Source organism: Pseudomonas shirazensis, from assembly GCF_050496565.1.
Classification (GTDB): domain Bacteria; phylum Pseudomonadota; class Gammaproteobacteria; order Pseudomonadales; family Pseudomonadaceae; genus Aquipseudomonas; species Aquipseudomonas shirazensis_A.
The window spans coordinates 225964-249793 of sequence record NZ_JBNWAE010000006.1 but is presented as its reverse complement, the minus strand read 5'-3'; the positions used below and the strand labels follow the sequence as shown (position 1 = coordinate 249793).

22 protein-coding genes and 2 pseudogenes are annotated in these 23830 nt (G+C 62.8%); 9 read left to right on the top strand and 15 right to left on the bottom strand.

Annotation, left to right across the window (positions count from 1 at the left end; genetic code table 11):
- Positions 1 to 250 precede the first annotated feature (250 nt).
- Positions 251 to 667 carry a DNA methylase gene (locus ACQZ2L_RS11505; protein WP_430326133.1) on the top strand — a complete coding sequence of 139 codons (417 nt, stop codon included), beginning with the start codon at positions 251 to 253 and terminating at the stop codon, positions 665 to 667.
- Between the two features lie 157 nt (positions 668 to 824).
- Positions 825 to 1145, top strand: coding sequence for a hypothetical protein (locus ACQZ2L_RS11500; protein ID WP_430326132.1), 321 nt, complete (start codon positions 825 to 827; stop codon positions 1143 to 1145).
- A 70-nt stretch (positions 1146 to 1215) separates the two neighbouring features.
- Here the strand turns inward: ACQZ2L_RS11500 and ACQZ2L_RS11495 are convergent, their stop codons facing one another.
- Positions 1216 to 3522, bottom strand: a complete 2307-nt coding sequence (locus ACQZ2L_RS11495; RefSeq protein WP_430326131.1) for a TonB-dependent siderophore receptor — start codon at positions 3520 to 3522, stop codon at positions 1216 to 1218.
- A 106-nt stretch (positions 3523 to 3628) separates the two neighbouring features.
- Between ACQZ2L_RS11495 and ACQZ2L_RS11490 the strand changes: the two genes are divergently transcribed.
- Both ACQZ2L_RS11490 and ACQZ2L_RS11485 read left to right on the top strand, forming a co-directional pair.
- The gene (locus tag ACQZ2L_RS11490) at positions 3629 to 4399 is read left to right on the top strand and encodes a response regulator (protein ID WP_430326130.1); all 771 of its coding nucleotides are present in this window, start codon (positions 3629 to 3631) and stop codon (positions 4397 to 4399) included.
- Positions 4386 to 5822 (top strand): ATP-binding protein, encoded by a 1437-nt coding sequence (locus ACQZ2L_RS11485; RefSeq protein ID WP_430326129.1) that lies wholly within the window; start codon positions 4386 to 4388, stop codon positions 5820 to 5822. The genes ACQZ2L_RS11490 and ACQZ2L_RS11485 overlap by 14 nt, the downstream gene beginning before the upstream one ends.
- Here the strand turns inward: ACQZ2L_RS11485 and ACQZ2L_RS11480 are convergent.
- Complete coding sequence (locus tag ACQZ2L_RS11480) at positions 5803 to 6495, bottom strand: DUF421 domain-containing protein (RefSeq protein ID WP_430326128.1); 693 nt, start codon at positions 6493 to 6495, stop codon at positions 5803 to 5805. The genes ACQZ2L_RS11485 and ACQZ2L_RS11480 overlap by 20 nt on opposite strands.
- Before the next feature lie 229 nt (positions 6496 to 6724).
- On the opposite strand from ACQZ2L_RS11480, the gene ACQZ2L_RS11475 reads away from it, so the two are divergent.
- Both ACQZ2L_RS11475 and ACQZ2L_RS11470 read left to right on the top strand, forming a co-directional pair.
- Positions 6725 to 7012 (top strand): DUF6555 family protein, encoded by a 288-nt coding sequence (locus ACQZ2L_RS11475; protein ID WP_430326127.1) that lies wholly within the window; start codon positions 6725 to 6727, stop codon positions 7010 to 7012.
- A complete protein-coding gene (locus tag ACQZ2L_RS11470; RefSeq protein WP_430326126.1) occupies positions 7009 to 7401 on the top strand; it encodes a response regulator in 393 nt (130 codons plus the stop codon). Before ACQZ2L_RS11475 ends, ACQZ2L_RS11470 begins: the two co-directional genes overlap by 4 nt.
- A 51-nt stretch (positions 7402 to 7452) precedes the next feature.
- Here the strand turns inward: ACQZ2L_RS11470 and ACQZ2L_RS11465 are convergent, their stop codons facing one another.
- The 6 genes from ACQZ2L_RS11465 to ACQZ2L_RS11440 all read right to left on the bottom strand — a co-directional run bounded on the left by ACQZ2L_RS11465 (position 7453) and on the right by ACQZ2L_RS11440 (position 13043).
- Positions 7453 to 8247, bottom strand: a complete 795-nt coding sequence (locus ACQZ2L_RS11465) for an OBAP family protein (protein ID WP_430326125.1) — start codon at positions 8245 to 8247, stop codon at positions 7453 to 7455.
- A 75-nt stretch (positions 8248 to 8322) separates the two neighbouring features.
- Positions 8323 to 8502 (bottom strand): hypothetical protein, encoded by a 180-nt coding sequence (locus tag ACQZ2L_RS11460; protein WP_430326124.1) that lies wholly within the window; start codon positions 8500 to 8502, stop codon positions 8323 to 8325.
- A 400-nt stretch (positions 8503 to 8902) separates the two neighbouring features.
- Positions 8903 to 10297 carry an LLM class flavin-dependent oxidoreductase gene (locus ACQZ2L_RS11455; protein ID WP_430326123.1) on the bottom strand — a complete coding sequence of 465 codons (1395 nt, stop codon included), beginning with the start codon at positions 10295 to 10297 and terminating at the stop codon, positions 8903 to 8905.
- Between the two features lie 92 nt (positions 10298 to 10389).
- Positions 10390 to 10986, bottom strand: coding sequence for a TetR/AcrR family transcriptional regulator (locus tag ACQZ2L_RS11450; RefSeq protein ID WP_430326122.1), 597 nt, complete (start codon positions 10984 to 10986; stop codon positions 10390 to 10392).
- Positions 10987 to 10998: 12 nt separating this feature from the next.
- Entirely contained in the window at positions 10999 to 11847 is an 849-nt protein-coding gene (locus ACQZ2L_RS11445) for a 3-hydroxybutyryl-CoA dehydrogenase (RefSeq protein ID WP_430326121.1), read from the bottom strand.
- A gap of 11 nt (positions 11848 to 11858) precedes the next feature.
- Positions 11859 to 13043 carry an acetyl-CoA C-acyltransferase family protein gene (locus tag ACQZ2L_RS11440; RefSeq protein ID WP_430326120.1) on the bottom strand — a complete coding sequence of 395 codons (1185 nt, stop codon included), beginning with the start codon at positions 13041 to 13043 and terminating at the stop codon, positions 11859 to 11861.
- Between the two features lie 169 nt (positions 13044 to 13212).
- Here ACQZ2L_RS11440 and ACQZ2L_RS11435 point away from each other — a divergent pair, with 169 nt between their 5' ends.
- Positions 13213 to 14223, top strand: a complete 1011-nt coding sequence (locus tag ACQZ2L_RS11435) for an AraC family transcriptional regulator ligand-binding domain-containing protein (RefSeq protein WP_430326119.1) — start codon at positions 13213 to 13215, stop codon at positions 14221 to 14223.
- Here ACQZ2L_RS11435 and ACQZ2L_RS11430 read toward each other — a convergent pair.
- Positions 14220 to 14657 carry a carboxymuconolactone decarboxylase family protein gene (locus tag ACQZ2L_RS11430; protein ID WP_430326118.1) on the bottom strand — a complete coding sequence of 146 codons (438 nt, stop codon included), beginning with the start codon at positions 14655 to 14657 and terminating at the stop codon, positions 14220 to 14222. The genes ACQZ2L_RS11435 and ACQZ2L_RS11430 overlap by 4 nt on opposite strands.
- Positions 14658 to 14870: 213 nt before the next feature.
- On the opposite strand from ACQZ2L_RS11430, the gene ACQZ2L_RS11425 reads away from it, so the two are divergent.
- On the top strand, positions 14871 to 15329 hold the full coding sequence (locus ACQZ2L_RS11425) for a nucleoside deaminase (RefSeq protein ID WP_430326117.1): 459 nt from the start codon (positions 14871 to 14873) through the stop codon (positions 15327 to 15329).
- A pseudogene (locus ACQZ2L_RS11420) lies at positions 15326 to 16521 on the top strand (CynX/NimT family MFS transporter). Before ACQZ2L_RS11425 ends, ACQZ2L_RS11420 begins: the two are co-directional and overlap by 4 nt.
- Here ACQZ2L_RS11420 and ACQZ2L_RS11415 read toward each other — a convergent pair.
- The 6 genes and pseudogenes from ACQZ2L_RS11415 to htpX all read right to left on the bottom strand — a co-directional run bounded on the left by ACQZ2L_RS11415 (position 16514) and on the right by htpX (position 23691).
- Positions 16514 to 17947, bottom strand: a complete 1434-nt coding sequence (locus ACQZ2L_RS11415) for a PLP-dependent aminotransferase family protein (protein WP_430326116.1) — start codon at positions 17945 to 17947, stop codon at positions 16514 to 16516. The pseudogene ACQZ2L_RS11420 and the gene ACQZ2L_RS11415 overlap by 8 nt on opposite strands.
- A 41-nt stretch (positions 17948 to 17988) precedes the next feature.
- Positions 17989 to 18771 carry an EAL domain-containing protein gene (locus tag ACQZ2L_RS11410; protein ID WP_430326115.1) on the bottom strand — a complete coding sequence of 261 codons (783 nt, stop codon included), beginning with the start codon at positions 18769 to 18771 and terminating at the stop codon, positions 17989 to 17991.
- Positions 18772 to 19012: 241 nt separating this feature from the next.
- On the bottom strand, positions 19013 to 20239 hold the full coding sequence (glcF, locus tag ACQZ2L_RS11405; RefSeq protein WP_430326114.1) for a glycolate oxidase subunit GlcF: 1227 nt from the start codon (positions 20237 to 20239) through the stop codon (positions 19013 to 19015).
- Between the two features lie 9 nt (positions 20240 to 20248).
- A complete protein-coding gene (glcE, locus tag ACQZ2L_RS11400) occupies positions 20249 to 21301 on the bottom strand; it encodes a glycolate oxidase subunit GlcE (protein WP_430326113.1) in 1053 nt (350 codons plus the stop codon).
- Positions 21301 to 22716: pseudogene (gene glcD, locus ACQZ2L_RS11395) on the bottom strand (glycolate oxidase subunit GlcD); the annotation flags it as partial. The gene glcE and the pseudogene glcD, both read right to left, overlap by 1 nt.
- Before the next feature lie 87 nt (positions 22717 to 22803).
- Complete coding sequence (gene htpX / locus ACQZ2L_RS11390; protein ID WP_101321555.1) at positions 22804 to 23691, bottom strand: protease HtpX; 888 nt, start codon at positions 23689 to 23691, stop codon at positions 22804 to 22806.
- Positions 23692 to 23830: the final 139 nt, after the last annotated feature.

Genomic DNA, 23830 nt, shown 5'->3' with positions numbered 1-23830 from the left:
TACGCAGGAGAGGGCTTGCTTGCTCGTGGAGTTCAGTGCGAATGGCCATGGTGCGATATGCGGCACGCACCTAGGCTGAGGGATTCGCGCCCTGTACCGCGATTGTTGTGTCGCTGAGCCAGCCGGGCAACGGAACTGAACGATGGCAAATTCGGCCGGTTCAAAGGGCTGTCAGCGGATTGCCCGGCACACGGGTGGCAGAAGAGCGCACCTACCTGCGTTCAGCCGATCCGCGGCGCAGCGAGGAGTGATGGAAGTCAGCGCCGAAAGCCTGGGCATCGATGTGAACCACGACCCTGCCGGCTGGTACAAGTGGCTGCTGGCGAGCTTTCTCGTAGGTAAACGGATTCGTTCGTCGGTGGCACTTGCGGCGTATCACGCGCTGGTCATCGGCATTGGTCTGGACACTCCGGCAAAACTGGCGAGTTGCCCTCACCGTACTTTGGTGAGGCAGCTCGGCAGTGCTGGTTACGCTCGCTACGATGAATCCACCGCCAGGCGCCTGCATGCACTTGGCTGCCGTCTGCAAAGTGAAATGGCTGACTATTTGAACCCTGACGTCAACGTAGATACAGCTCGCCTGAGTCACTGGTTACTTGGCTTCGACGGTATCGGTCCCAAAACGCTGGAAATATTCATGCGGGAGTTGCATTGCGCGCAACGGTGAATCAATTACATATTCCGGCGTTATACATAACTCTTCGTTTTGTATAAGTTTTTTGCCGTTTATCAGAACTTCATCCTGTTTGCACTGATGTAGTTGATTCGAAACCCTGAGGGGCTATGTTGGGCTAACGATAAGACCAAAGTCGCAGGAGGATGCCATGCGAATTCGCGGTGATGTGTTCTGGAGTTGGGCCGACCCTGCGCTGCACCATCGAAGTCATGACGAGAAGCTCGAGAGTGGCGTCATGCTCGACGTTCAGGTGCGCCTGGCACGCACTGGCCAGACGCAATTGTTCATTGGGATCTATGCCGCGAGTGGAATGGCGCTGCTTGAGGAAGCTTACGATTCGCGACCTGGTGAATCGATGACGCGCGCATTGGCCTGGGGGGTAGGGCGCGCGCGGCATCTGGCCAAGGAGATGCGCCCAGGCACAGGCGAATGGCCTAAGCGCTTGGGGCGCACCAGTACTGTTTCGTGAAATGTCGCCTCTGGCTGCTGTCGCTGCCCGAGACTTGCCAATGGCCCTCCAGAGCGCCTCTATAGGCGCGTCAGAACGCGGTCTTCAATGTCAACGACAGGCTGCGCGGATCACCATAGATAGCCCCGGCATAGAACCCATAGCGGGTGTAGTAATGCTTGTCGAACAGGTTGTTGGCATTGAGCGTCAGTGAAACATCGTCATTGATGTCGTACTTGGCCATCGCACTCCAGATTGCATAACCCGACCAATTGACGTCAGTGGCAGCGCGGCTTACGCCATTGCTGGGCTGGCCAGCGGGGGTCGAGTTGGCGCGGATGTTGGTCTGCGCGGTAACGCCGGTGCCGACGGTCAAACGTTCGAGCGGGCCAGACAGGCGATAGGTGGTCGAGGCCTTGAACAGGTGCGATGGGTCGCTGCGACCGTCCGCATCGAGCCTGCGAAAATGCAGGTAGGTGTAGCCGGCATACACGTTCCAGTCCGAGGTCAGGGCACCCGACACTTCCAGATCGATACCGTCGGTTTCCACCCCTGAACCGGCCTTGTAGGCCTGGCCGCCGGTTGGCGTCAGGTTGTCGCTGTCGGTGACGGCCTTGTTCTCCTGACGGGTCAGGAAGTACGCCGCCTGGGCGTTGACCAGGCCGCCCAGCCATTCGCCCTTGATGCCGCTTTCATAGCTTTGGCCGCGAATCGGTTCGATCTTGCTGCCGCTGACGCTTTCTTCGCTCTGCGGGGTGAAGATATCGGTGTAGCTGGCGTACAGCGAGTAATTGTCGTTGAGGTCATATACCGCGCCCAGGTACGGCGTGACGATGCCGTTTTCTTCCTGGTTGCTGCGCACGCCTGCGGTACTGCGGGTGGTGCTGCTGTAGTTGCTGACGCGGGCGCCGACGATCACCGACAGCGGGTCGGTAATGCTCAGGCGGGTCGCGGCGTACATGCCCTGCAGGCGGGTGGTGGTCTTGCTGTGCAGGCCGGTCTTGTAGGCATTGATCGCGTAATCGTCGTCCACGCCATTATGCCAGTTGCTGATCGGGAAGCCATTGTTGGCGCGGAACTGGCAGCCGAGCGTGTTGGCGCTGGTGCGGTCGGCGCTGACCATGTTGCAGGTGTACTGCGGCGACCAGGCCACCGTGCGGCTGTCGCTGTAGCCGAACATGGCTTGATGGCTGCGGCCGAGCATTTCGAACGGGCCGCTGAGGTCGATCTGCGCCGATTGCTGGGTGGTGTCGGTCGAGCTGTGCAGGCCGTTGAGCACCGCGCCGCTGCCGTCCTGGTTCCAGTAGCCGCCATACACGCCGCGGCCCACCGAGTTGACCTTGGCCAGGCCGCGGTGATTGAGCGCGTCGGTGGTGCTCTGCGCCGCCTTGAGGTTCAGGCTCCAATCGTTGTCAAAGTGATGCTCCAGCGAGCCGAAGGTGGTGCGCGTTTCGTACTCGCCAAAGCTCCAGCTGGGCACCAGGTTGCTGCTGCGCGGCAGTCTGGTCTTGCTGCCGTCGCCGTACCAGATCGGGATGTTCGCGCCCCAGCCGCCGCCAACGATCTTGCTGTACTCGTACTGGTAACCGGCGCCCAGGGTGGTGGCATCACTCAGGTCGAACTCGAAGCTGGCCAGCGCCGCGCGCGAACGCTCGGACTGGTTGTCGCGGAACGAGTTGGCATCCTGCTGGGTCATTACCAGCCGCGAACGCAGCCTGCCGTCGTCGGCCAGCGGCAGGTTCAGGTCGGCGCCCAAGCGGCGTTTGTCCCAGCTGCCGTAAGTGATATAGGCACTGCCGCCGAATTCCTTGCCGGGACGCTTGCGAATCAGGTTGACGGTGGCCGATGGGTCGCCGGTGCCGCCCAGCAGGCCGTTAGCGCCACGGACGATATCGATGCGCTCATACATGTCCATGTTCAGCGCCGTACCTGCCCCGCTGAAGTCCGAGCCGCCGGGGAACTGCAAGCCGTCTGCCTTCCAGTTGGTGATCGGGTAACCACGCGCGCGATACTCGGTACGGCCGCCAACTTCCATTTTGCTCATGCTGACGCCGGGCGTGGTATCCAGCGCCTGCTCGATGTTGGTGATCTGTCGATCCGCCATTTGTGCCTGGGTGATTGTCGTGACTGACTGCGGCGTCTCGCGGGGTTTGAGCTTCAACCCGGTTGAGCTGGTGGTGCTGTTGACGGTATAGCCCAGCTGTTCGGTGGTGTTCTCAACTGGCATCTGGCCATCGACGTTGACCGCATCCAGTTCGACGACCTTCTCGGCGCTGGCGTGCAGGCTGATGCTGCCCAGCGCCAGGCCGATGGCCAAGGGCAATGCCGAGCGGCGGCAGTTCAGACGTGGATGTTTGGTGGCGATCGCAAGCGGTGTATGCGCGGAATGACTGGTCATGATGCCCTGCTGTGCAATTGGTAATTCATCGTATTCGCAGATGATTTTTGCTAGCATTCTATGCATCGCTTCTGCGCGCTCTATCAGCGGCTTGTATGGGTATGTAATGGAATGTAATGAAGGTTTTATCGACCGCGCCGAGGTCGCCGGGCTTGCGTCGGCGAGAACGTTTCTGGTGGTCGATGACGATGACGAGATCCGCGAACTGCTCTGCGATTATTTGAGCGAAAACGGCGACCGGGTACTGGCCGCCGCCAGTGGCAGCGAGATGTGGCAGCAGTTGGCACGGGAACCAGTGGACCTGGTGGTGCTCGACGTCATGCTGCCTGGCGAAGATGGCTTGAGCCTGTGCCGGCAACTCCAGGCCAAACCTGGCTTGAGCGTGATCATGCTGTCGGCCAAGGGCACGGCGTTCGACCGCATCATTGGCCTTGAGGTAGGCGCTGACGATTACCTGGCCAAGCCGTTCGAACCGCGTGAATTGCTCGCCCGGATCAAGGCCGTGTTGCGCCGTTCAGCGCGCGCCGACGCCGTAGCCGAACCGCGACCGAAACTGCCGCAGACCTTCGCCGGCTATCGCCTCGATCCGGTCAAACGGATGCTCACGGCTGCCGATGGCACGGCGTGCACCTTGCCGCGCTCGGACTTCAGGGTCCTGCGCGAACTGCTGGCTGCGCCCGACCAGGTACTGACCCGCGAGCATCTGACGCGCAGCGCGATGGGCCGCGATTACACCGCAGACGATCGCTCCATCGACATGTGCATCAGCCGTCTTCGCCAACTGCTCAAAGCCGCACCCCAGGGCGAAGTGCAGATACTGACTGTACGTAACGAGGGCTATCTGTTGAGCCTCGGCGCGGTCGATGCGCGGCACTGAGCATCCGCGCACACGCCTGCGCAGATCACTTCAGCGGCTTTGGCCGAAATCGCTGTTTGGCCAGCTGACGCTGATCATGGTCAGCGGCACGGTGGCGATTCAGCTGCTGTCGAGCAGCATCTGGTTTGACGTGCGCTTTGCCCAAGTGCTCGAGGCGCCAGTGCGGCTGATCGCCAGCCGCACTGCGCCGCTGCTGGACACGGCCGGCTGTGACCCGGTGGTGACCATTCAGGCACCGGCGCACTATCAGGCCAGCTGTGTGCAGTCCCCCAGCACACCTGAGCGGCACAAAGGCCTGCGCCGAACCGGTCTGCTGCTCGAGCAGGCCCTGGCTTACGAGCTTGGCCGCGAGCAGAGGGTGCGGGTGCTGGGTGTCGAGCTCACCGACCCGCAAGGGCAGCCGGTCACCTGGCCGAGCCTGTTCGGTTTGCAGACGGCGATGGCCCATGTGCGCTTCGCCGTGGCCTTGGCTGACGGCCACTGGCTGCAGGTCAGCGGCAAGGAGTTGCAGGGCTGGAGTGGTGAGTCAGCCTGGGCGCTGATAGCCGATTACGTGCTCAGGGTGTATGTCCTGCGCATCCTTGCTGTACTCGCTGTCTGTTGGCTGGCGGTGCGGCTGTGTCTGCAACCGCTGCGCAGGATGAGCGACGCTGCGCGAGCGCTGGGCGAGAGCCTGGAGCAGCCGCCACTTCGGGTTGAGGGGCCGGCAGAGGTGCGCCAGGCGGCCTACACGTTCAACGCCATGCAGCAGCGGATCACCGCCATGGTCGATGACCAGAGCTTTTTCCTGGCGGCGGTTTCCCACGACTTGCGCACGCCGTTGACCCGTATGCGCCTGCGCGTCGAACGTATGGGCGACAGCCCGGACAGCCAGCGCCTCAAACTCAACATCCAGCAGATGGACCAGATGATCGCCCAGGTGCTGGACTACCTGGAAAGCGCCAAGCAGCACGCTTGCCAGATCATCGACGTCGATCGGCTGGTACGCAGCGCGTGCGCCGAGCTGTGCAGCGCAGAAGAGCGTCTGCCCATCAGCGGCCATGCCGGCGCGGTGTATGCCAATGAAGTGCTGTTGCTGCGCTGTATCCAGAACGTGCTGGTCAATGCCCTCCGTTATGCGCAGCAGGTCGAGGTACGCCTGCAACGGACCGAGCAGGGCGTGCTGATCCAGGTCGACGACCGCGGCCCGGGCATTGCCGACAGCCAGCTACAGGCCATCACCCAGCCCTTCGTGCGCGGCGATCACTCGCGTAATTCGCAGTCCGGCGGTTACGGGCTGGGGCTGAGCATCGCCAAGCGCATTGCAGAAAATCATCAGGGCAGCCTGCTGTTGAGCAACCGCCAGGGCGGCGGGCTTTGCGTGCGTATTTTCATCGCCCAGCGCAAGGCCGACACCGCGCCCATCAACGGCTGCGCACGGTAGTCAGGGCGGGTGACCACACGCCATGCCCGCAGCGCGCACATGTGCGCTGCTCGGCGCTGTCGTGGAAGACGCCCAGGCCACAGCTTACACAGCAGTACAACCCAGGGCCGGGTGGTACCCTGTACTCCGGGCGATGCTCATCAGGCAGTACCGACAGGCCGGGCCGCGTGTCTTCAGCGGTGTAGTAATACAGGCTGACATCGCCGTCGGTTTCCAGAAGTCCAAGCCTGACCTGGCCCAGATGTTCGACGCCTTGCTGGCGCAACTCCATGAACAATTCTTTGGACGAAATATTCAAGCTGCGCAGTGAGTGGATTTCATAGATGCCGTCTTTCACCACGGTAATGGGCACACCGTCGATCCAGGCTTCACAGGTCTTACTGCGCGTCATGATGTAGATGGTTACGCGATAGAGCAGTAACAGTGTCACAAATACCAGCGCAACCGGCAGTAGTGGCACATCTTCATAAAAAGTGACATCACCGGCAGCGGAACCCAAGGTCAGAATCACCACCAACTCAAAACGCGAGAGCTGCTTTATTCCACGTCGGCCGCTGAACTTGAGGAAGAAGAACACCGCTAGAAACGCGGCCAGTACGCGGCAGGCGACCTCCAGCAGAAACGTCCAGGGCAGGTCGCCCAGCAGCATGCGTTGCAACTCGAACGACTCCATCCATGACCTCGATTTCGATTGGCTTCGCTAGGATTGACCGCGACTGGCCTGGCGCAGTTCATCAAGCGCCAGGGCTGCCCTTATGAAACGAATTGAGCTCGTTATTTGTACAATATATTTGTTGTGTACAAGAAAACTCCGCGCGCGCTGGAGAATGTAAATGAAACTGTAAATTAGTGAATTTTCAGAATTGCTCGGCAGTCCTAAATACTTAGGGGAGGACTGCACAATGTTGGGTCAAAAGTTATACATTATTGAATACACACTTCGCGGCGCCGAGCGCAACTTCGTTATCCGACTGGAGCGGATGGACAATGCCCTGGCGTGGCACTGGGCGGGCTGTGATGCCGGTATTGCGGTCATCCCGCGCTTCGGTCAGCACAATATAAAACACGTCAGCCGGCCCATGGCTGAACGCTACGGGCTGGAGAACGTGCGCTGGCGCCTCGCAGGGGCAGGCCCGGCAACTGCTGTCGAACAACCGGCAGCGAGCAGCGAGGTCGAGGAACCCCAGTGAAATTCACGTCCGAAGGTGCGGTGCTGGCCGGCAAGTCGATACTGGTGATCGAGGATGAGCCTCTGTTGCAGGAGTTGATGTGCGCAATCCTCAGCGAACTGGGAGCGCAGTGTTTGGCGTTCGCCAACGCCGAGGATGGCCTGATGGCGTTGCTCAAGCGCCAGGAGCAATACTCGCTGGTGATTGTCGATCACTCCTTGCCGGGCGACATCAAGGGCCTGGAACTGGCGGCGATGGTGCGCCAGCGCTGGCCCGCTACGCCTGTTCTGGTTACCTCAGGGCATGCCCTTCGGAGTAGCGATCTGGGCGCCGATCAGCGTTTTCTGATGAAACCGTGGTCAGTCCAACAGTTGACCGCAGCGGTGTTCGCCGCGCTCGACGGCGATTAGCCAGGCCTCAGGCAGGCGGACCTCGGCCCGCCCATGCAAGCGCTTGAGGCGCTACTGTGACGAGCGGCTGTTGCTGGCGGGCGGCGTCGCTTTGGCGGGGTGATGCAGATGCGCCCCGGTTGGGTCTTCGAGCTGAATCACCTTGCCATGCTGCCAGCCATCCGCTGCTGGATCAGCCGGCGGTATCTTGATGTCGGCGCGCTGCGCACGGGTCTTCGCGCTGTCGACTCCCAGGCGTTGATTGCGCTGTTCGACCATCTTCGGGTCAGCCTGGCCGTCTGCGGTAAAGCCCATCATCAGTTGCGGCACGCCAACCGGCAGGGCCTTGTCCTGGTCGGTATGCCAGGTGTGCCAGGTCTTCCCGTAGGTATGAGCGAGCCGCTGCATCAGCGCATGTTCTGCTACCTGCGGTACGCCCGGGGCAAGCAACTGGCCGGATGAAACCTCAAAGCCGTGGCTGTGCCACATGGCTTTCTCTTTGGCTGGCAAACCGGCGAACAGCTTTTCATCGATGATGTACTCGACGCCCATGATCTTCGCCTGCTTGGTATTGCCGTCGAAGATCACGCACTGGATCACGTCCTCGTTGAGGATGGAGCAGTAATGGTGGGCCTCCATTTGCACATCGGGGTGGCCGTTGTAGAAGTGAAAGCCATCCAGGTAGGCGTTGATGGCTTCGATTGGCGGCTTGGCCTGCAGCGTCGCCGCACCTGCTTCGAGCAGCTGGGTTTTCGCCGACTCAGGCCGGCCTGGCGCGTCCACCGGCGAATGGGTGTCGGCTGCCGAGCAGGCCCAAAGGGCGCCGCAGGCGATGGAGAGCGATATCAGTTGGAGTGGCTGGCGCATGTTAAAGCCCTGTGCAGAATGTCCTCAAGGGACAGCCCAAAGCCTTCAATGCGACAGTGCCACTGACCAATGGCATTACGACTCGGCGTTCTCGCGACGGGCCCGCTGTATGCGGCTGACCACGATTTGCACGACTGCGGCCACCAGGCACAGCAAGCCGATGCGCCAGCTGCCCTCGACGGCGTAGTGTTCGGCCACTTTGCCGGCGAGAATGACGCTGAGAAAGATGGCGACAGGCAGGATCAATTTGTTCATTGCAAAGACCACAGATGATTCAACGAGCCGCCATCCTACAGCGATGTGCCCGCCACGGCACCCACGGCTGTAGGAGCGGCCCCAGGATTTTCACAACGCCGCAGATCGTCGGGCCCGCTGCGCGCGCCTTTCGCGACACAAGGCCGCTCCTACAGGAACTGTGCAAGCCGTTGGTGGCGTGCGCATAGCCGTGAGATGGCGGGTCGTTGAATCAATAGCCCGGGATATACGCGGTCGATGTAGGAGCGGCCTTGTGTCGCGAAAGGCGCGCGCAGCGGGCCCGACGAACTGCGGCCCTGCGAAAATCCTGGGGCCGCTACGCAGCCCTTTCCGACCGGTCCGGCGCTCCGGCGAGGCCGCTCCTACATCGACCGTGTACCGGCTGGAGATCGCTGCGTCTTCAGGCAAAACGGAACGATGCACCATGGGCCGAAGCCGGCAGGTAGCTGGAGCCGTCATTGCGCAGGCGTGATCGCAAGGTGCCGCTTTGAGGCTGGGTGCGGTACAGGCCACGTTTCTGCAAGGCCGGGATCACCAGTTCGACGAAGTCTTCCAGGCTGCCCGGGCTGATCAGTGGGTTGATCATGTAGCCACTGGTGCCGGAGATTGCTGCGTGCTCCTCGATGCGCTGCGCTACTTGCTCAGGCGTGCCGACCAGGATCAAATCGGTGCCGCGGGTGACGCTGGCAAAGCGCTGTTTGACATCGCCAGCGGTCAGCGGCTTGCCGCTGCCGTCAGGGCGCATCATGTACGAGGTCAGCCCTTCGGTGTGGGTCGCCAGGGGTTCGTTGTCGGCATAGCGGCTGATGTCGATGCCGGTGTCGCCGGCATAGCTGACCAGTTGCGCCTGCAGGTGGTAGTTGCTCTGCAGTTGCTCGTATTTGTGCTGCGCCTCGATTTCGGTTTTGGCGGTGACGATGCGCAGCACTGTCAGCGACTTTACATCCTCGGCCTGACGACCACGGGCCTGCGCCTGCGCCCATATTTCATCCAGACCCTGACGGATCTCCAGCGGGTTGGACTTGGCGATGAAGATCAGCTCGGCGTGTTTGGCGGCAAACTCGCGCCCGCGCCCGGACCAGCCCGCCTGAATCAGCAGCGGCGTGCGCTGCGGTGACGGTGAGCTCAGGTGCGGGCCGGCGACGCGGTAGTGTTCACCGACGTGGTTGATCGGCCGCACGCGTTCACCCTGGGCATAGAGTTGGCGGGACTTGTCGGCAACCACGGCGTCCTGCGCCCAGCTGCCTTCCCAGAGCTTGTAGACCACATCGAGGAATTCTTCGGCACGCTCGTACCGATCATTGTGCTTGATCATCTGTTCCAGGCCGAAGTTGCGCGCGGCGCTGTTCAGGTAGGAGGTGACGATGTTCCAGCCGACCCGGCCATTGCTCAGGTGATCCAGCGTGCTGAAGCGCCGCGCATGGGTGAAAGGATGTTCGTAGCTGGTGCTGACGGTGACGCCGAAGGCGAGGTTTTCAGTCACCGCAGCCAACGCTGGGATGATCATTAGCGGATCATTGGCGGGCGCTTCGACGGCCCACTTGAGGGCAGCGTCGGCGGTGCCGCCATAGCCATCGTAGAAGCCCAGCACATCGGCAAAGAACAGCATGTCGAGGTTGGCCTGATCGGCGATCCGCGCCAGGTTCGACCAGTAGCTCAGGGAGTTGATGCTCAGGCGTTCGTCGGCCGGGTGAGTCCACAGGCTCGGCGCACCGCCACAGCCGACACTGGCTTGTTCATACAGGGCAAACAGCAAAGGTTTGGGATCAGCTCCCGGGTGCGGCGATGTGCTCAAGTTGCGGCTCCAGTCGAACAGAATTCGTTAGATTGAAGCGCACTAAAAAATCTAAATAAACGACTTATTAGATATATGAGACTTGGTTGCGGCTATATGACCGCATCTTTGAGGGTGCGCTCGATACCGCCCAGCAGCAGGCTTTGCATCAGGCGCATGCCCTCATCCTCGGCCAACCCGCGGCCCTGTAGCCAGCCAGGCAGCTGGTTGAGCAGGGTAGCGAGCGCTTGCCCGGTGGCTGCCAAAGCCGGGCCGCTAAGGCGCGTCTGCGGCGCCACAAGTTTCAGCAGGCCCGCCTGGTACCGCAGGCGAATCTGCGCCAGCCGCGCCTGCTGCTCATCGCTCAGGCAGCACAGGTCGCGTTCGGCCAGGCGAAACTGCAAGGCTCGCTCGGCGTGCAGTTGCCAGTGCGCTACGATCACCGCAGGCAGCGCCGGCTTACCTCTGGCCAGGGCCTTGCGGCCTTGGTCGAGGGTCGCCTGCAACTCCTCGTACAATTCTTCGATCAGGTCATAGAGCAAATCCTGCTTGCTCGAAAAATGGTGATACAGCGAGCCTGCCGTCAGGCCGACATGCGCTGCCAGCTCACGCATGCTGACCTGGCCAAAGCCCTTGGCTGCGAACAGTGCCATGGCCTTGTCGCGACGCTCGTCAAAATTGCTGCAGCGCAGGGCGGCATTGGCCGACATGGCAGGCGCTCCTCAGTAGGTGAAGAAGCCGCGACCGCTTTTGCGGCCAAGGTAACCGGCCGCGACCATTTCCCGCAGCAGCGGAGCAGGGCGGTACTTGCTGTCGTTGTAGCCGTCAACGAACGCCTCCATGATCGCCAACAGCGTGTCCAGGCCGATCAGGTCCGCCAGCGCCAGCGGGCCGATCGGCTGGTTGCAGCCCAGGCGCATGCCGGTGTCGATGTCTTCAGCGCTGGCCAGGCCTTCCTGGCGCACGAAGATGGCTTCGTTGATCATCGGTACCAGGATACGGTTGACCACAAAGCCCGGACGGTTGCCAGCCGTGATCGGCGTCTTGCCGAGTTTCTCGGTCACCACCAGCGCCTGGGCGTACGTGCTGTCGCTGGTCTGCAAGCCGCGGATGATTTCCACCAGCGCCATCATTGGCACTGGGTTGAAGAAGTGCACGCCGATAAAGCGCTCGGGGTGCTCGATGCTGGAGGCCAGCTGGGTTACCGACAGCGATGAGGTGTTGGTCGCGATCAGGCAATCGCTGCTGACGTTGGCCGCGGCCTGCTGCAGGATGCGCTGCTTCAACTCGAGGTTTTCGGTCGCTGCCTCGATCAACAGCTGCACCTCGCGCAAGTCTGCATAATCGGTGCTGGTGCGAATCCGGCCTCTCGCCGCAGCAGCCTTGTCAGCCTCCAGCGTGCCCTTGCTGACCTGGCGTTCGAGGTTTTTGCTCAAGGTCGCCACACCGCGCTCCAGTGCAGCATCACTGACGTCGATCAGCAGCACCTGATAGCCCGCCACTGCGCACACCTGGGCAATGCCGTTACCCATGGTCCCGGCGCCAATCACTGCAATCTTTTCAATGCTCACAAGGCCGCTCCTTATACGCGTTCAAAGACGACAGCGATGCCTTGGCCGCCACCGATGCACATGGTCGCCAGGGCATAGCGGCCCTGCACCCGCTGCAATTCATGGATGGCCTTGGTAGCAATGATTGCGCCGGTGGCGCCGACCGGGTGACCGAGCGAGATGCCCGAGCCGTTCGGGTTGACCTTCTCCGGGTCGAAGTCCAGTGCGCGGGCAACTGCGCAGGCTTGCGCGGCAAACGCCTCGTTGGATTCGATCACATCCAGGTCGTTGACGGTCAGACCGGCCTTTTGCAGCGCCTTCTGCGTGGCCGGAATCGGCCCCAGACCCATCAGTGCCGGCTCGACGCCGACATGTGCGTAGGCTACCAACCGCGCCAGCGGCTTCAGGCCCAGTCGGCGGACTGCTTCACCGGTGGCCAGTACCAGGCCAGCGGCGCCGTCGTTGATACCGCTGGCATTGCCCGCGGTGACCGTACCGTCCTTCTTGAACACGGTTTTCATCGCAGCCAGTTGCTCGGCGCTGACATCGCTGCGTACATGCTCGTCGACGGCGAACTGCACCGGGCCTTTGCGGGTTTTCAGTTCCAGCGGCACGATCTGACTGTCAAAACGGCCTTCGGCGATGGCGCGGGCGGCGCGTTGCTGGCTGGTCAGCGCCAGTTCGTCCTGCATCTGCCGGGTAATGCCGTGCTTGGCCGCGACGTTCTCGGCGGTGATGCCCATGTGAAAGTGCTCGAAAGGGTCCTGCAGTACACCGACCAGATAATCGATGCCTTGCAGATCACCCATGCGTGCGCCCCAGCGCGCCTGTGGCAGCAGGTACGGCGCGCGGCTCATCGACTCGGCGCCGGCCGCCAGGGCAATATCGGTGTCGCCCAGCAGCAAGCTTTGCGCAGCCGAGACGATCGCCTGCAGGCCCGAGCCGCACAGGCGATTGACGTTGAAGGCTGGGGTTTCCTTGGGGACGCCGGCATTCATCGCTGCCACCCGGCCCAGGTAGGCATCGCGGGCTTCGGTAGGGATGACGTTGCCCATCACTACATGACCAATCTGCTCGGCAGCCACGCCGGAACGCTCGATGGCGGCACGCGCCAGCGCCGTGGCGAGGTCGGCCAGCGGCAGGTCCTTGAGGGCACCGCCAAAGCCGCCAATGGCGGAACGGACGGCACTGACGACGTAGATTTCTGTACTGCTCATGGCGGGCTCCAATGGCGAAGGCGTAGCGGGACAGGGCCAGGCTCTGCGAGAATGGCCGCCATCTGTGGATGGCCCGAGTCTAGGCAATGCCTGCCTCGCGGCCTATGTCGGATCTGCTCATTCAATCTGGCGTTTTTTGCCACTCAGCATAGACAAGCGAACCCCAGCCATGCGCGATAGCGATTCGGTCGCGGTGTATTTTCTCCAGGCCATGCTGCATGCCCTGGCTGATCAGCCGCAGTTGCGTGATGCACAGTTGCGCGCCGTCGGCATTGCCCCTGAGCTGCTGCAAGACCCAGAGGCACGGGTGCCGGCCAAGGCCTTTGCCCAGCTCTGGTTAAGCTTGATTCAGGTGCTGGACGACGAATTTTTCCGCCTCGACAGCCATGGCATGCCGCTGGGCAGCTTTGCCTTGATCTGCCGCGGATTGATCCAGGAGCCCAGCCTGGACAAGGCGCTGCGTCAGTGCCTGGGCAATTTCGGCCTGTTTCTGCGCGACCTGCGTGGCTCGATCAGCGTGCGTGGCTCGCGCACAGTGATCAGTGTGCAGTCGAGCATTGCCGATCCGCTGACCCGGGGGTATGCCGAGGAAACCTATCTGGTGCTGGTGGTCGGTCTGCTGTGCTGGCTGGGCGGGCGCCGGTTGCAGATCGAACGCACCGAGCTGGCCATTGCACGCCTGCCACTGGAAGACGATACGCTGCTGTGGGGCGCTGACCTGCGCCTGGGCAGTGGCCATACCGAGGTGGAGTTCAACAGTGCCGACCTGCGCCTGCCCGTAGTGCAGGATCTGGCCGCCCTGAAGACTTTTTTGCGCACTGCGCCGCAAGGGCTGGTCATTCGCTTTCGCAATCAGAACGGCCTTGTGGCAAAGGTTTATCGCCACCTCAAGGCCCGCGGTTATGGCGAGTGGCCGACGCTGGTCGGCCTGGCAGAGCAGCAGGGCTTGAGCGCCAGCAGCTTTCGCCGGCAGTTGCAGCGCGAAGGGCGCTCATACCAGCAGATCAAGGACGAAGTACGTCGAGCGATGGCCTTCGAACGCCTGCGCGAAGGCCGCTTGAGCATTGCCGAAATCGCCGAGCAGACCGGTTTCCAGGAGCCCAGCGCGTTTCACCGGGCGTTCAAGAAATGGACCGGGCACAGTCCTGGCAGCTACCGCTCGCGGCTGATCGAACGTTAGGCCGGGATCATTGCGAACCCAACGCCGAAACGGTTCCAGGCGTTGATGGTGGCAATCGCCAGCGTCAGGTTGACCACTTCGGCGGGCTCGAAATACTCCTGCAGCGCTTGATACTGGTCTTGCGGCGCACCGTGTTCAGGCAACTTGGTCAGGCTCTCGACCCAGGCCAACGCCGCCCGCTCGCGAGGGGTGAAGTAGTTGGTTTCCTGCCAGACCAGCAAGGTTTGCAGGCGGGCCTCGGTTTCGCCGGCCTTGCGCGCATCATTGCTGTGCAGGTTGACGCAGTAGGCGCAGCCGTTGATCTGCGAGGCGCGCAGGCGAATCAGCTCGAGCAGCGAGGTTTCCAGGCCGCTGTTGGCCAGCGCCTGCTCCAGGCTGAGCATGGCTTTGTAGGCTTCGGGCGCGTGTTTGGCCCATTCAAGGCGACTGTGCATGGTTGGCTCCGGTAGGTTGCTAGAGGCCGCCGGCTGGCGGGCTGTTGCGCAAAGCTTAGCGCCAGGCCGCGTGGCGCCCGATAGCCAATCCTCGGCTTTGCCAGGAGGCCAATGGCGCTATTCAGGTGGCCACTGACAGGCATCCAATCTCTTCATTTCAGCCTTGACCCTGGAGTCGGGATAATCAGCGCATCGCTTATCGGAGATTCATTCATGTCCAACTCAAGCCATATGCGCGCAGCGCTGGGTCTGGCCCGAGAGAATATTCAGGCCGGCGGCCGTCCGTTCGGGGCTGTGCTGGTCTATCAAGGTCGGGTAGTGGCGCGTGCCGTCAATGAGATCCACAGCAGCCAGGACCCAACTGCCCATGCCGAAATGCAGGCCATCCGCCAGGCGTCGCAGGTGCTCGGCACGGCGCGCCTGGACGGCGCCGAGATCTACGCCAGCGGTCACCCGTGCCCGATGTGTCTGGCGGCCATGCACCTGTGCGGCATCGAGCGCGCATGGTTTGCCTACGACAACGACGAGGGTGCTGCCTACGGCCTGTCGACCGCTGCCATATACGCCGAAATGGCCAAGCCGGCTCAACAGCAAAGCCTGCCTTTGCGGCCACTCAAACCCCAGGGCGAGGCTGGCCTGTATGAGCAATGGCAGCAGGCCCAGCAAGCATGAGAGGCGCATTGAACCTGCTGCTGATCATGCTCCTGGCGCTCAATCTGCGGCCGATCCTGACCAGCATCGGACCGTTGCTGGAAGCGATGCGCGCCAGCACCGGGCTTGGCTATCAGCAAGCAGCGTTGCTGACCGCATTGCCGGTGCTGTGCATGGGCCTGGTGCCCTTGACCCAGCCCTGGCTGCGGCGCTGGTTGAGCGAGCATGGCGGCATGCTGTTCGGCTTGGGCGCCATTGCTGCGGCATGCCTGTGGCGTTTGCAGGTGGCCAGCGCCTGGGCGCTGATCGTCAGTGCCTTGCTTGCCGGTATCGGCGTGGCGCTGGTGCAAGGCATGATGCCGGGGTTGGTCAACCGCTGGTTCCCGCAGCGGCTGGCAACAGCATGGGCCTTTATTCAGCGGCGTTGATGACCGGCGGCGGCCTGGCGGCGGTGCTTGGCCCGCATATCAGCGAGTACTTTCAGCGCTGGCAGGTCGGCCTTGGCATCTGGGCAGTGCCGGCGCTGCTGGCGATGCTTGCCTGGGTTGTGTTGCGCCCACGGCAGGCGCCTGCACATGCACCAGGCGCCGCGCGCGGGCACTGGTTCGGCAATCGCCGGGCCTGGCTGTTGGCGCTTTATTTTGGCCTGATCAACGGCGGTTACACGAGCATGGTGGCGTGGCTGCCGGCCTACCACCTGGAACACGGCGGCACTGCTCAAGGCGGAGGTGATCTGGTCGGTCTGATGACCGTGTTCCAGGTCATCGGCGCGCTGGGGATGCCGTGGTTGTTGCGCCATCTGGTTGATCGCCGGCCGGGCCTGTGGCTGGCGTTGCTGGTGCAACTGTGCGGCTTCAGCGGGCTCCTGCTGGCACCCAACAGCGCGATGGGGTTGTGGGTCGGCTTGATCGGTTTTGGTCTGGGCTCATGTTTCAGCCTGAGCCTGACCTTGACGCTGGAACATCTTAAAACCCCGGCAGAGGCGGGTAGCCTGGCGGCCTTCGTGCAAGGTATCGGCTTTATCATTACCGGCATCGTGCCCTACATCACCGGCTGGCTGCGTGATGTCAGCGGCGACTTCCAGGCTTCCTGGACCTTGCTCACGCTGACGGTAGTAGCCATGTTGCTGGTCACCGCTCGGTTCGTGCCGCAGGGCTACGCTGGCGCGATGGCCAGGCCAGCGCGTGGCGGCGAAGTGCAGCCGCTCAGCTGATCTGGCGCAGGGTATCGGCGACCCGGTCCAGCGCCGGGTCGATATCCAGTAGCTCGATGGCGCCAAAGCCCAGCAGCAGGCCCGGGCGTACGGGCACCTCGCTGAAAAACGGCGCCAGCGAATACAGGCCGACCTCGACCTTGCGCACCAGCTTGATCAGCAGCTCGACATCGACAGTGGGGCTGGCCAGCGCGCTCATGTGGAAGCCAGCATTGGCTGGCACCGCGCTGAACCATGGCGCCAGGTCCCCCTGCAAACGCTGCAGGATGCGCCCGCGGCGGGCGCTGTAGATCTCGTGGCAACGGCGGATGTGCTTGCTCAGGTAGCCCTCGCTGATAAACCGCGCCAACGCCCATTGCTGCAAGGCCGGGCTGTGCAGATCGCTCAGGTGCTTGGCCACGCAGGCAGCGCGCAGTACCGCGGGCGGCAGCACCGCATAGCCGAGTCGCAATTCCGGCAGCAAGGTCTTGGAAAAAGTCCCGACATACGCCACCAGGCCGTGGCGGTCGAGCCGCTGCAGGGCGTCGCTGGTTGGTCCCTGATAGCGGAACTCACAGTCATAGTCGTCTTCGATGATCAGTGCGCCCAGCTCTGCGGCCTTGTCCAGCAGGGCCTGGCGGCGTGCTTCGCTCATCGGCATGCCCAGTGGAAATTGATGCGACGGCGTCACGTAGATCAGCCGCGTGCCGGCCTCGATCTGCTCGACGCACAGGCCTTGCTCATCCACCGGCACCGATTGCAGTTGTGCGCCAAGGGCGAGAAACAGCTGGCGCGCCGGTGAGTAGCCGGGGTCTTCCATGGCTACTCGACTGCCGGGCTCGATCAGCACCCGGGCGATCAGGTCCAGCGCTTGCTGGGCGCCGTTGCAGACCAGGATGTCCGCCGCGCTGCAATGCACGCCGCGGGCGTAGGCAATGTGATGGGCAATGGCTTCGCGCAGCTCCGCCAGGCCCTGAGCATGGAATTGCCGTTCGGGGTGGCGCTGGCTGCGGCGCAGAGCGTACTGCATGCAACTGCGCCATTGGTCGAACGGGAACTGCGTCTTGGTCGAAGCCCCGCCGATGAAGTCATAGCGTGACGGGCTGTCCAAACCGGGCCGGGCGAGCACGGTCGCCCGTTGCTGCCAGCGCTGCAGCGAGGCACTTGCCGCCAGTTCAACTACCGCCGTGGGGGTTGACTGAGGCGCGCGCCGCTGGCTGATGAACGTACCGCGGCCGACCACGGCGCTGAGCAGGTTGTCGTAGGTCAGGCGCGAATACGCCTCGGCAACGGTCTTGCGCGACACGCCCAATTGCTCGGCCAGCAGGCGCGTTGGCGGCAACTGGCTACCCGCCGCGAGGTGACCGCTGTCGATACCGGTGCGCAGCTGCTGATAGAGCTGATCGGCAAGGCCTTTGCCGCCTTCGAGGCGAATGTGCAGTTCCATGGAGCATTCTCAAGCGCGTCTGAATGCTCAGGATACCTGCTCTAGCAGACAGTTTCGCGTACAGGCCAGTGCACGTCCGGCAGCGTCTCGAAGCCAGGGCGGGCGAACAGATAACCCTGGAACAGATTGACGCCCAGGCTGCGCAGTGTCAGGTACTCCTCGACGCGCTCGATACCTTCGGCGATCACCGTGATGTCAAGCTTGCGGCAGATGCCGACGATGCCTTCGACAATTGCGCAGCGTGCGCGGCTCTGGTGAATATCGCGGACCAGCTCCATGTCGATCTTGATGATGTCTGGCTGAAACTCTGCCAGTAGACCCAGCCCCGAATAACCTGCACCGAAGTCATCGATCGCGGTCTTGAAACCAAGCTTCTGGTACTCGAGCACGATGCCGCGCAGGTGCTGCTTGTCGACCATGCTTTCGTTTTCAGTGAATTCGAAGATGATCCGATTGGTCGGGAAGTTGAAGCGCTGAGCGGCGTCGAGGGTGGCGCGGATACACGCGGCTGGCTGATACACCGCGTTGGGCAGGAAGTTGATGCTCAGGTAGGTCGGCAGCGCAAGCTTGGCAGCCAACTCAACAGCCTTGACCCGGCAGGTCTGGTCGAACTTGTAGCGGTTGGCCTGGGTGACCTGATCGAGGACGCTCTTGGCACCGCTGCCGTCGGTGCCGCGCACCAACGACTCGTAGGCGAACACGGTCGAAGTCGATGCGTCGATGATCGGCTGGAAGGCCATGCTGATTGCAAACGGCAGCGGCTCACTGTCACGACAGTGGCGGCACCCCGGGGGAGGGGTTTCGCCGGTGCTGGAAATGTTCATTGCGGGTGCCTCTTGATGGCTGATATCAACATCTCGCCAGAGGCGGAAATGGCTTGAACGTGCGGGCCTCTTCCTGAGGTAGACAACTCCGGTATACGGTATGACTGCATTAATGTGCGCATGGTATGCAAAAACAGCGGGAGCGGGGCGAATACCGACGTGTGGCATTTTGGTACTACGCCTGCAGGGTACGTTTCAGAGCGTTTTCACGCCACCATTGAAAATCGATCAAGCGAGCTGATCAACCCTGCGTGATCAACGCCTGCTCGACGATTTCGATCCAGTGCCGCACAGGGGTGCGGCCTGCGCCATCGAGATGGGTCTGACAGCCAATGTTGGCAGTGGCGATGATTTGCGGTTTGCCGCTTTCCAGCGCATCCAGGCGGTTGTCGCGTAATTGCCGCGCCAACTCGGGCTGGGTCAGCGAGTAGGTACCTGCCGAGCCGCAGCACAGGTGCCCGTCCGGCACACTGGTGAGGCTGAAGCCCAGCCGCGTCAGCACCGCTTCCACTGCACCGCCGAGCTTTAGCGCATGTTGCAGCGTGCAGGGGCAGTGGAACGCCAGCCGTTGTTCGCGGCACAGGCCAAGCTGCTCCAGCGGCTCGTCGCGCACGACCTCTACCAGGTCACGGGCGAGGGCGCTGATGCGGGCGGCTTTGCCGGCGTACAACGGGTCGTGGGCAAGCAAATGGCCGTACTCATGGATAAACGCGCCGCAGCCACTGGCGGTCTGCACGATGGCCTCGGCCCCGGCTTCAACTGCCGGCCACCACGCATCGATGTTGTCCCGGGCGCGTTGCATACCATGTTCCTGGGCGTTCAAGTGATACTCCACCGAGCCGCAGCAGCCCGCCGTGGGGCTCGGCTCGACGCTGATGCCCAGGCGATCGAGCACGCGTGCAGTGGCGGCGTTGGTGTTGGGTGAAAATGCTGCTTGTACGCAGCCTTCCAGCAAAAGAACGCGACGATTGTGCCGTTGCGCCGGGCGCAGGCCTGGTGCTGTCACGCTTGCAGGCAGCTTGGCTTTAAGGCCCGCCGGTAGCAGCGGGCGCAGAACCTGGCCGCTGCGGGTCAGCGCCTGGAACAGGGCTGGGCGTGGCACCACGGCGCGCAGTGCGCCACGCAGCAGGCGCTGACCGAGCGGGCGGGGCACCTGTGCCTCGACCACGGCGCGGCCGATGTCCAGCAGGTCGTGGTATTGCACACCTGAGGGGCAGGTGCTTTCGCAGTTGCGGCAAGTCAGGCAGCGGTCCAGATGCAGTTGGGTACTGGTGGTGACCGGTGCGCCTTCGAGCACTTGCTTGATCAGGTAGATCCGCCCACGTGGCCCATCCAGCTCGTCGCCCAGCAGTTGGTAGGTGGGGCAGGTGGCGGTGCAGAAACCACAGTGCACGCATGAGCGCAGAATGCGCTCGGCTTCTGCGCCGCGGGCCAGGCCTTGGGCTGCTTCGCTCAGATTGGTCTGCATGATCTGCCCTCACAAGTCTGCATACATACGCCCGGGATTGAAAATGCCCTGGGGGTCGAGCTGCTGTTTGAGTGCTCGGTGGTAGCGCAGCAGCGCTGCGGGCAATGGGGTAAAACTGTCAGCAGCCGCTGAATAAGCCGTGGCGTGCCCGCCGAGGGCAGCGGCCTGGCTGCGGATCTGCGCAGCGGGTGCTGTGGACTTCAGCCAACGCTGGGCGCCGCTCCAGTCGATCAGCTCACGCCCAGGCAGGCCGGTGCTGCCTGAGGCAATTGGCAGCGACAGGCGCCAGAGCGGCTGCGGATCGGCAAAAAACGCCAGCTGCTGCTCGCGCAGATCGTCCCAGAAGCGGCTATCGAGCAGCTCGCCGCCGAGGCGCTGATACGCCGACTGTACCGACCCTTCGCCACCCTCCAGGCGCAGACAGAGTGCCTCATCGTCGTGGCAAGCTGCGCTGATCGGCAGCGGCTGCTGACCCCAATCGGCGAGGGCGGTGAGGGCCAGATGTACAGGCATGTGCAAGCGCAGGCTGAGGCATTGGCGCGGTCGCGGCAGCACTTTGAGCGAGACTTCGGTGAGCAGCCCAAGGCAGCCGAAGCTACCTGTGAGCAACCGTGACAGGTCATAGCCGGCGACGTTCTTCATCACTTCGCCGCCAAACCGCAGCAACTTGCCGTGGCCGGTGATGACGCGGCTGCCGAGAACATGGTCGCGCACCGCACCCGCCCAGGGCCGGCGCGGGCCGGACAGACCCGCGGCTACCATACCGCCGACCGTTGCCCCTGACCCCAGATGCGGCGGTTCCCAAGGCAGCATCTGCCCGGCTTCTTCCACTGCAGCTTCGATTTCAGCCAGCGGTGTGCCGGCGCGGGCGGTCAGGACCAGCTCGGTAGGGTCGTAACTGATGATGCCTGTATGGCCGCGGGTGTCGATGAGCTCGCCTGCAACAGGGTTGCCGAGCATGGCCTTGCTGTTGCTGCCCTGGATGCGCAGCGGCGTATTTGAAGCCAGCGCCTGCTTGACCTGGTCAAGCAGATCCTGGCTCAGATCAGCGACAAGGCTCATCAGAAACGCTCCAGGTCAGGGAAGGGCAACTGACCGTGGTGCACATGCAGCGCGCCAAATTCGGCGCAGCGCTGCAGGGTCGGAATGTTCTTGCCGGGGTTGAGCAACCCGCGCGAGTCGAACGCCGTCTTGACCGCGTGAAACAGGGTGATTTCGTCGCTGCTGAACTGCGCGCACATCTGATTGATCTTTTCCCGACCGACGCCATGCTCGCCGGTTATGCTGCCACCCACCGCCACGCACAGCTCGAGGATCTTGCCGCCGATGGCTTCAGCCCGCTCCAGCTCGCCCGGCACATTGGCGTCAAACAGGATCAGCGGGTGCATGTTGCCATCGCCGGCATGAAACACGTTGGCCACGCGCAAGCCATATTCGACTGACAACTCAGCGATTGCACCGAGCACCCGCGCCAGCTGGCGGCGGGGAATCGTGCCGTCCATGCAGTAGTAGTCGGGTGAGATGCGCCCCACGGCAGGGAAGGCGTTCTTGCGCCCAGCCCAGAAACGCACCCGCTGCGCCTCGTCGCAGGCCAGTTGCACCTGACTCGCCCCTGCCTGCTCCAGCACCGCCTGCACCCGTGCGCAGTCAGCCGTCACATCGGCTTCGACACCATCCAGTTCACACAGCAGGATCGCCGCTGCGTCCACCGGGTAGCCGGCATGGATGAAGTCTTCAGCGGCGCGGATAGCCAGGTTGTCCATCATCTCCAGGCCCGCGGGAATAATCCCCGCGCCGATGATGTCGGCAACCGCGCGGCCAGCGTCCTCGACGCTATTGAAGCTGGCCAGCAGCACCCGCGCCACCTGCGGCCTGGCCAGCAACTTGACGGTGACTTCGGTGACAATGCCGAGCATGCCTTCGGAGCCGGTAAACAGCGCCAGCAAGTCGAAACCGGGTGTGTCGAGGGCATCACTGCCCAGACTCAGGTGCTCGCCTTCGATGGTGAGGATGTCGACTTTGAGCAGGTTGTGCACGGTGAGGCCGTATTTGAGGCAATGCACGCCGCCGGCATTTTCAGCCACGTTGCCGCCAATCGAACAGGCGATCTGCGACGACGGGTCAGGTGCGTAGTAAAGGCCGTACGGTGCTGCCGCCTGGGAGATGGCCAGGTTGCGCACGCCAGGCTGCACCCTGGCGTAGCGCCCTTGCGGATTGACCTCAAGGATCTGGTTGAAGCGCGCCATCACCAGCAGAATGCCTTTGCTCAACGGCAAGGCGCCGCCGGACAAACCAGTGCCTGCGCCACGCGCAACCACCGGCACGCCGCGCTGGTGGCAGACCTTGAGCAGCGTCTGCACCTGCTCCAGCCGCACTGGCAGAACCACCAGCAACGGCAGTGTGCGATAGGCCGAGAGGCCATCGCACTCATACGGCCTGAGGTCCTCGCTGCGGTGCAGAATCTCCAGGTCGGGCAGGGGGGGGGGGGGGGGGGGGCGCCCCCCCCCCCCCCCCCCCCGGGGGGGGGGGGGGGGGCGCCCCCCCCCCCCCCCCCACGGGGATGATCAACCGCGTTGGCGCAGCGCTTCGATACGCTCTTCCAGCGGCGGGTGGCTCATCAGCAGGCCAGCCAGGCCCTGCTTGAGGCCGCCATTGATGCCGAAGGCCTTCAGCGTGTCGGGCATATGCACCGGCATGCCTTGCTCGACGCGCAGGCGCTGCAGAGCAGCGATCATCGCGCCAGTGCCGGCCAGGCGAGCGCCGGCTTCGTCGGCACGGTACTCGCGGCGGCGCGAGAACCACATGACGATCATGCTCGCCAGAATACCCAGGATCAGCTCGGCAACGATGGTCGCGACGTAGTAGGCGATACCGCGGCCTTCTTCATTCTTGAAGATCACTTTATCGACAAAGTTGCCGATGATCCGTGCAAAGAACATCACGAAGGTGTTGACCACGCCCTGCACCAGCGCCAGGGTGACCATGTCACCGTTGGCGACGTGGCCGATTTCGTGGGCCAGCACCGCGCGGACTTCATCGGGCGAGAAACGCTCGAGCAGGCCTTGCGACACGGCGACCAGGGCGTCGTTGCGGTTCCAGCCGGTGGCAAAGGCGTTGGCCTCGTAAGCCGGGAAGATACCCACCTCGGGCATCTTGATGCCGGCTTCGCGGGACAGCTCTTCGACCGTCTGCAACAGCCATTGCTCATGGCGGGTGCGGGGCTGGGTGATGATCTGCGTGCCGGTGCTCATCTTCGCCATCCACTTGGAGATGAACAGCGAGATCAGCGAGCCGGCGAAGCCGAACACGGCGCAGAAGACCAGCAACTGGCCGAGGTCGAGGTCAACCCCATTGGCGGCCATGAACCCATTGAAGCCGAACAGGCTCAGGGTAATGCTTGCAACCAGCACCACCGCGAGGTTGGTGGCTACAAACAACAGAATGCGCATCATGGTTGTTACGTTCTCCTGACGGATGAAAATTTTGCTGACTGCGGGGTATATAAGGGGGCTGTCGCGCCGATTCAACCGGGCGACTATTTCAAACTGTGTAGCGCGGAGTATGGCAGAGGAATTTCGCCGAGCTGTAGGC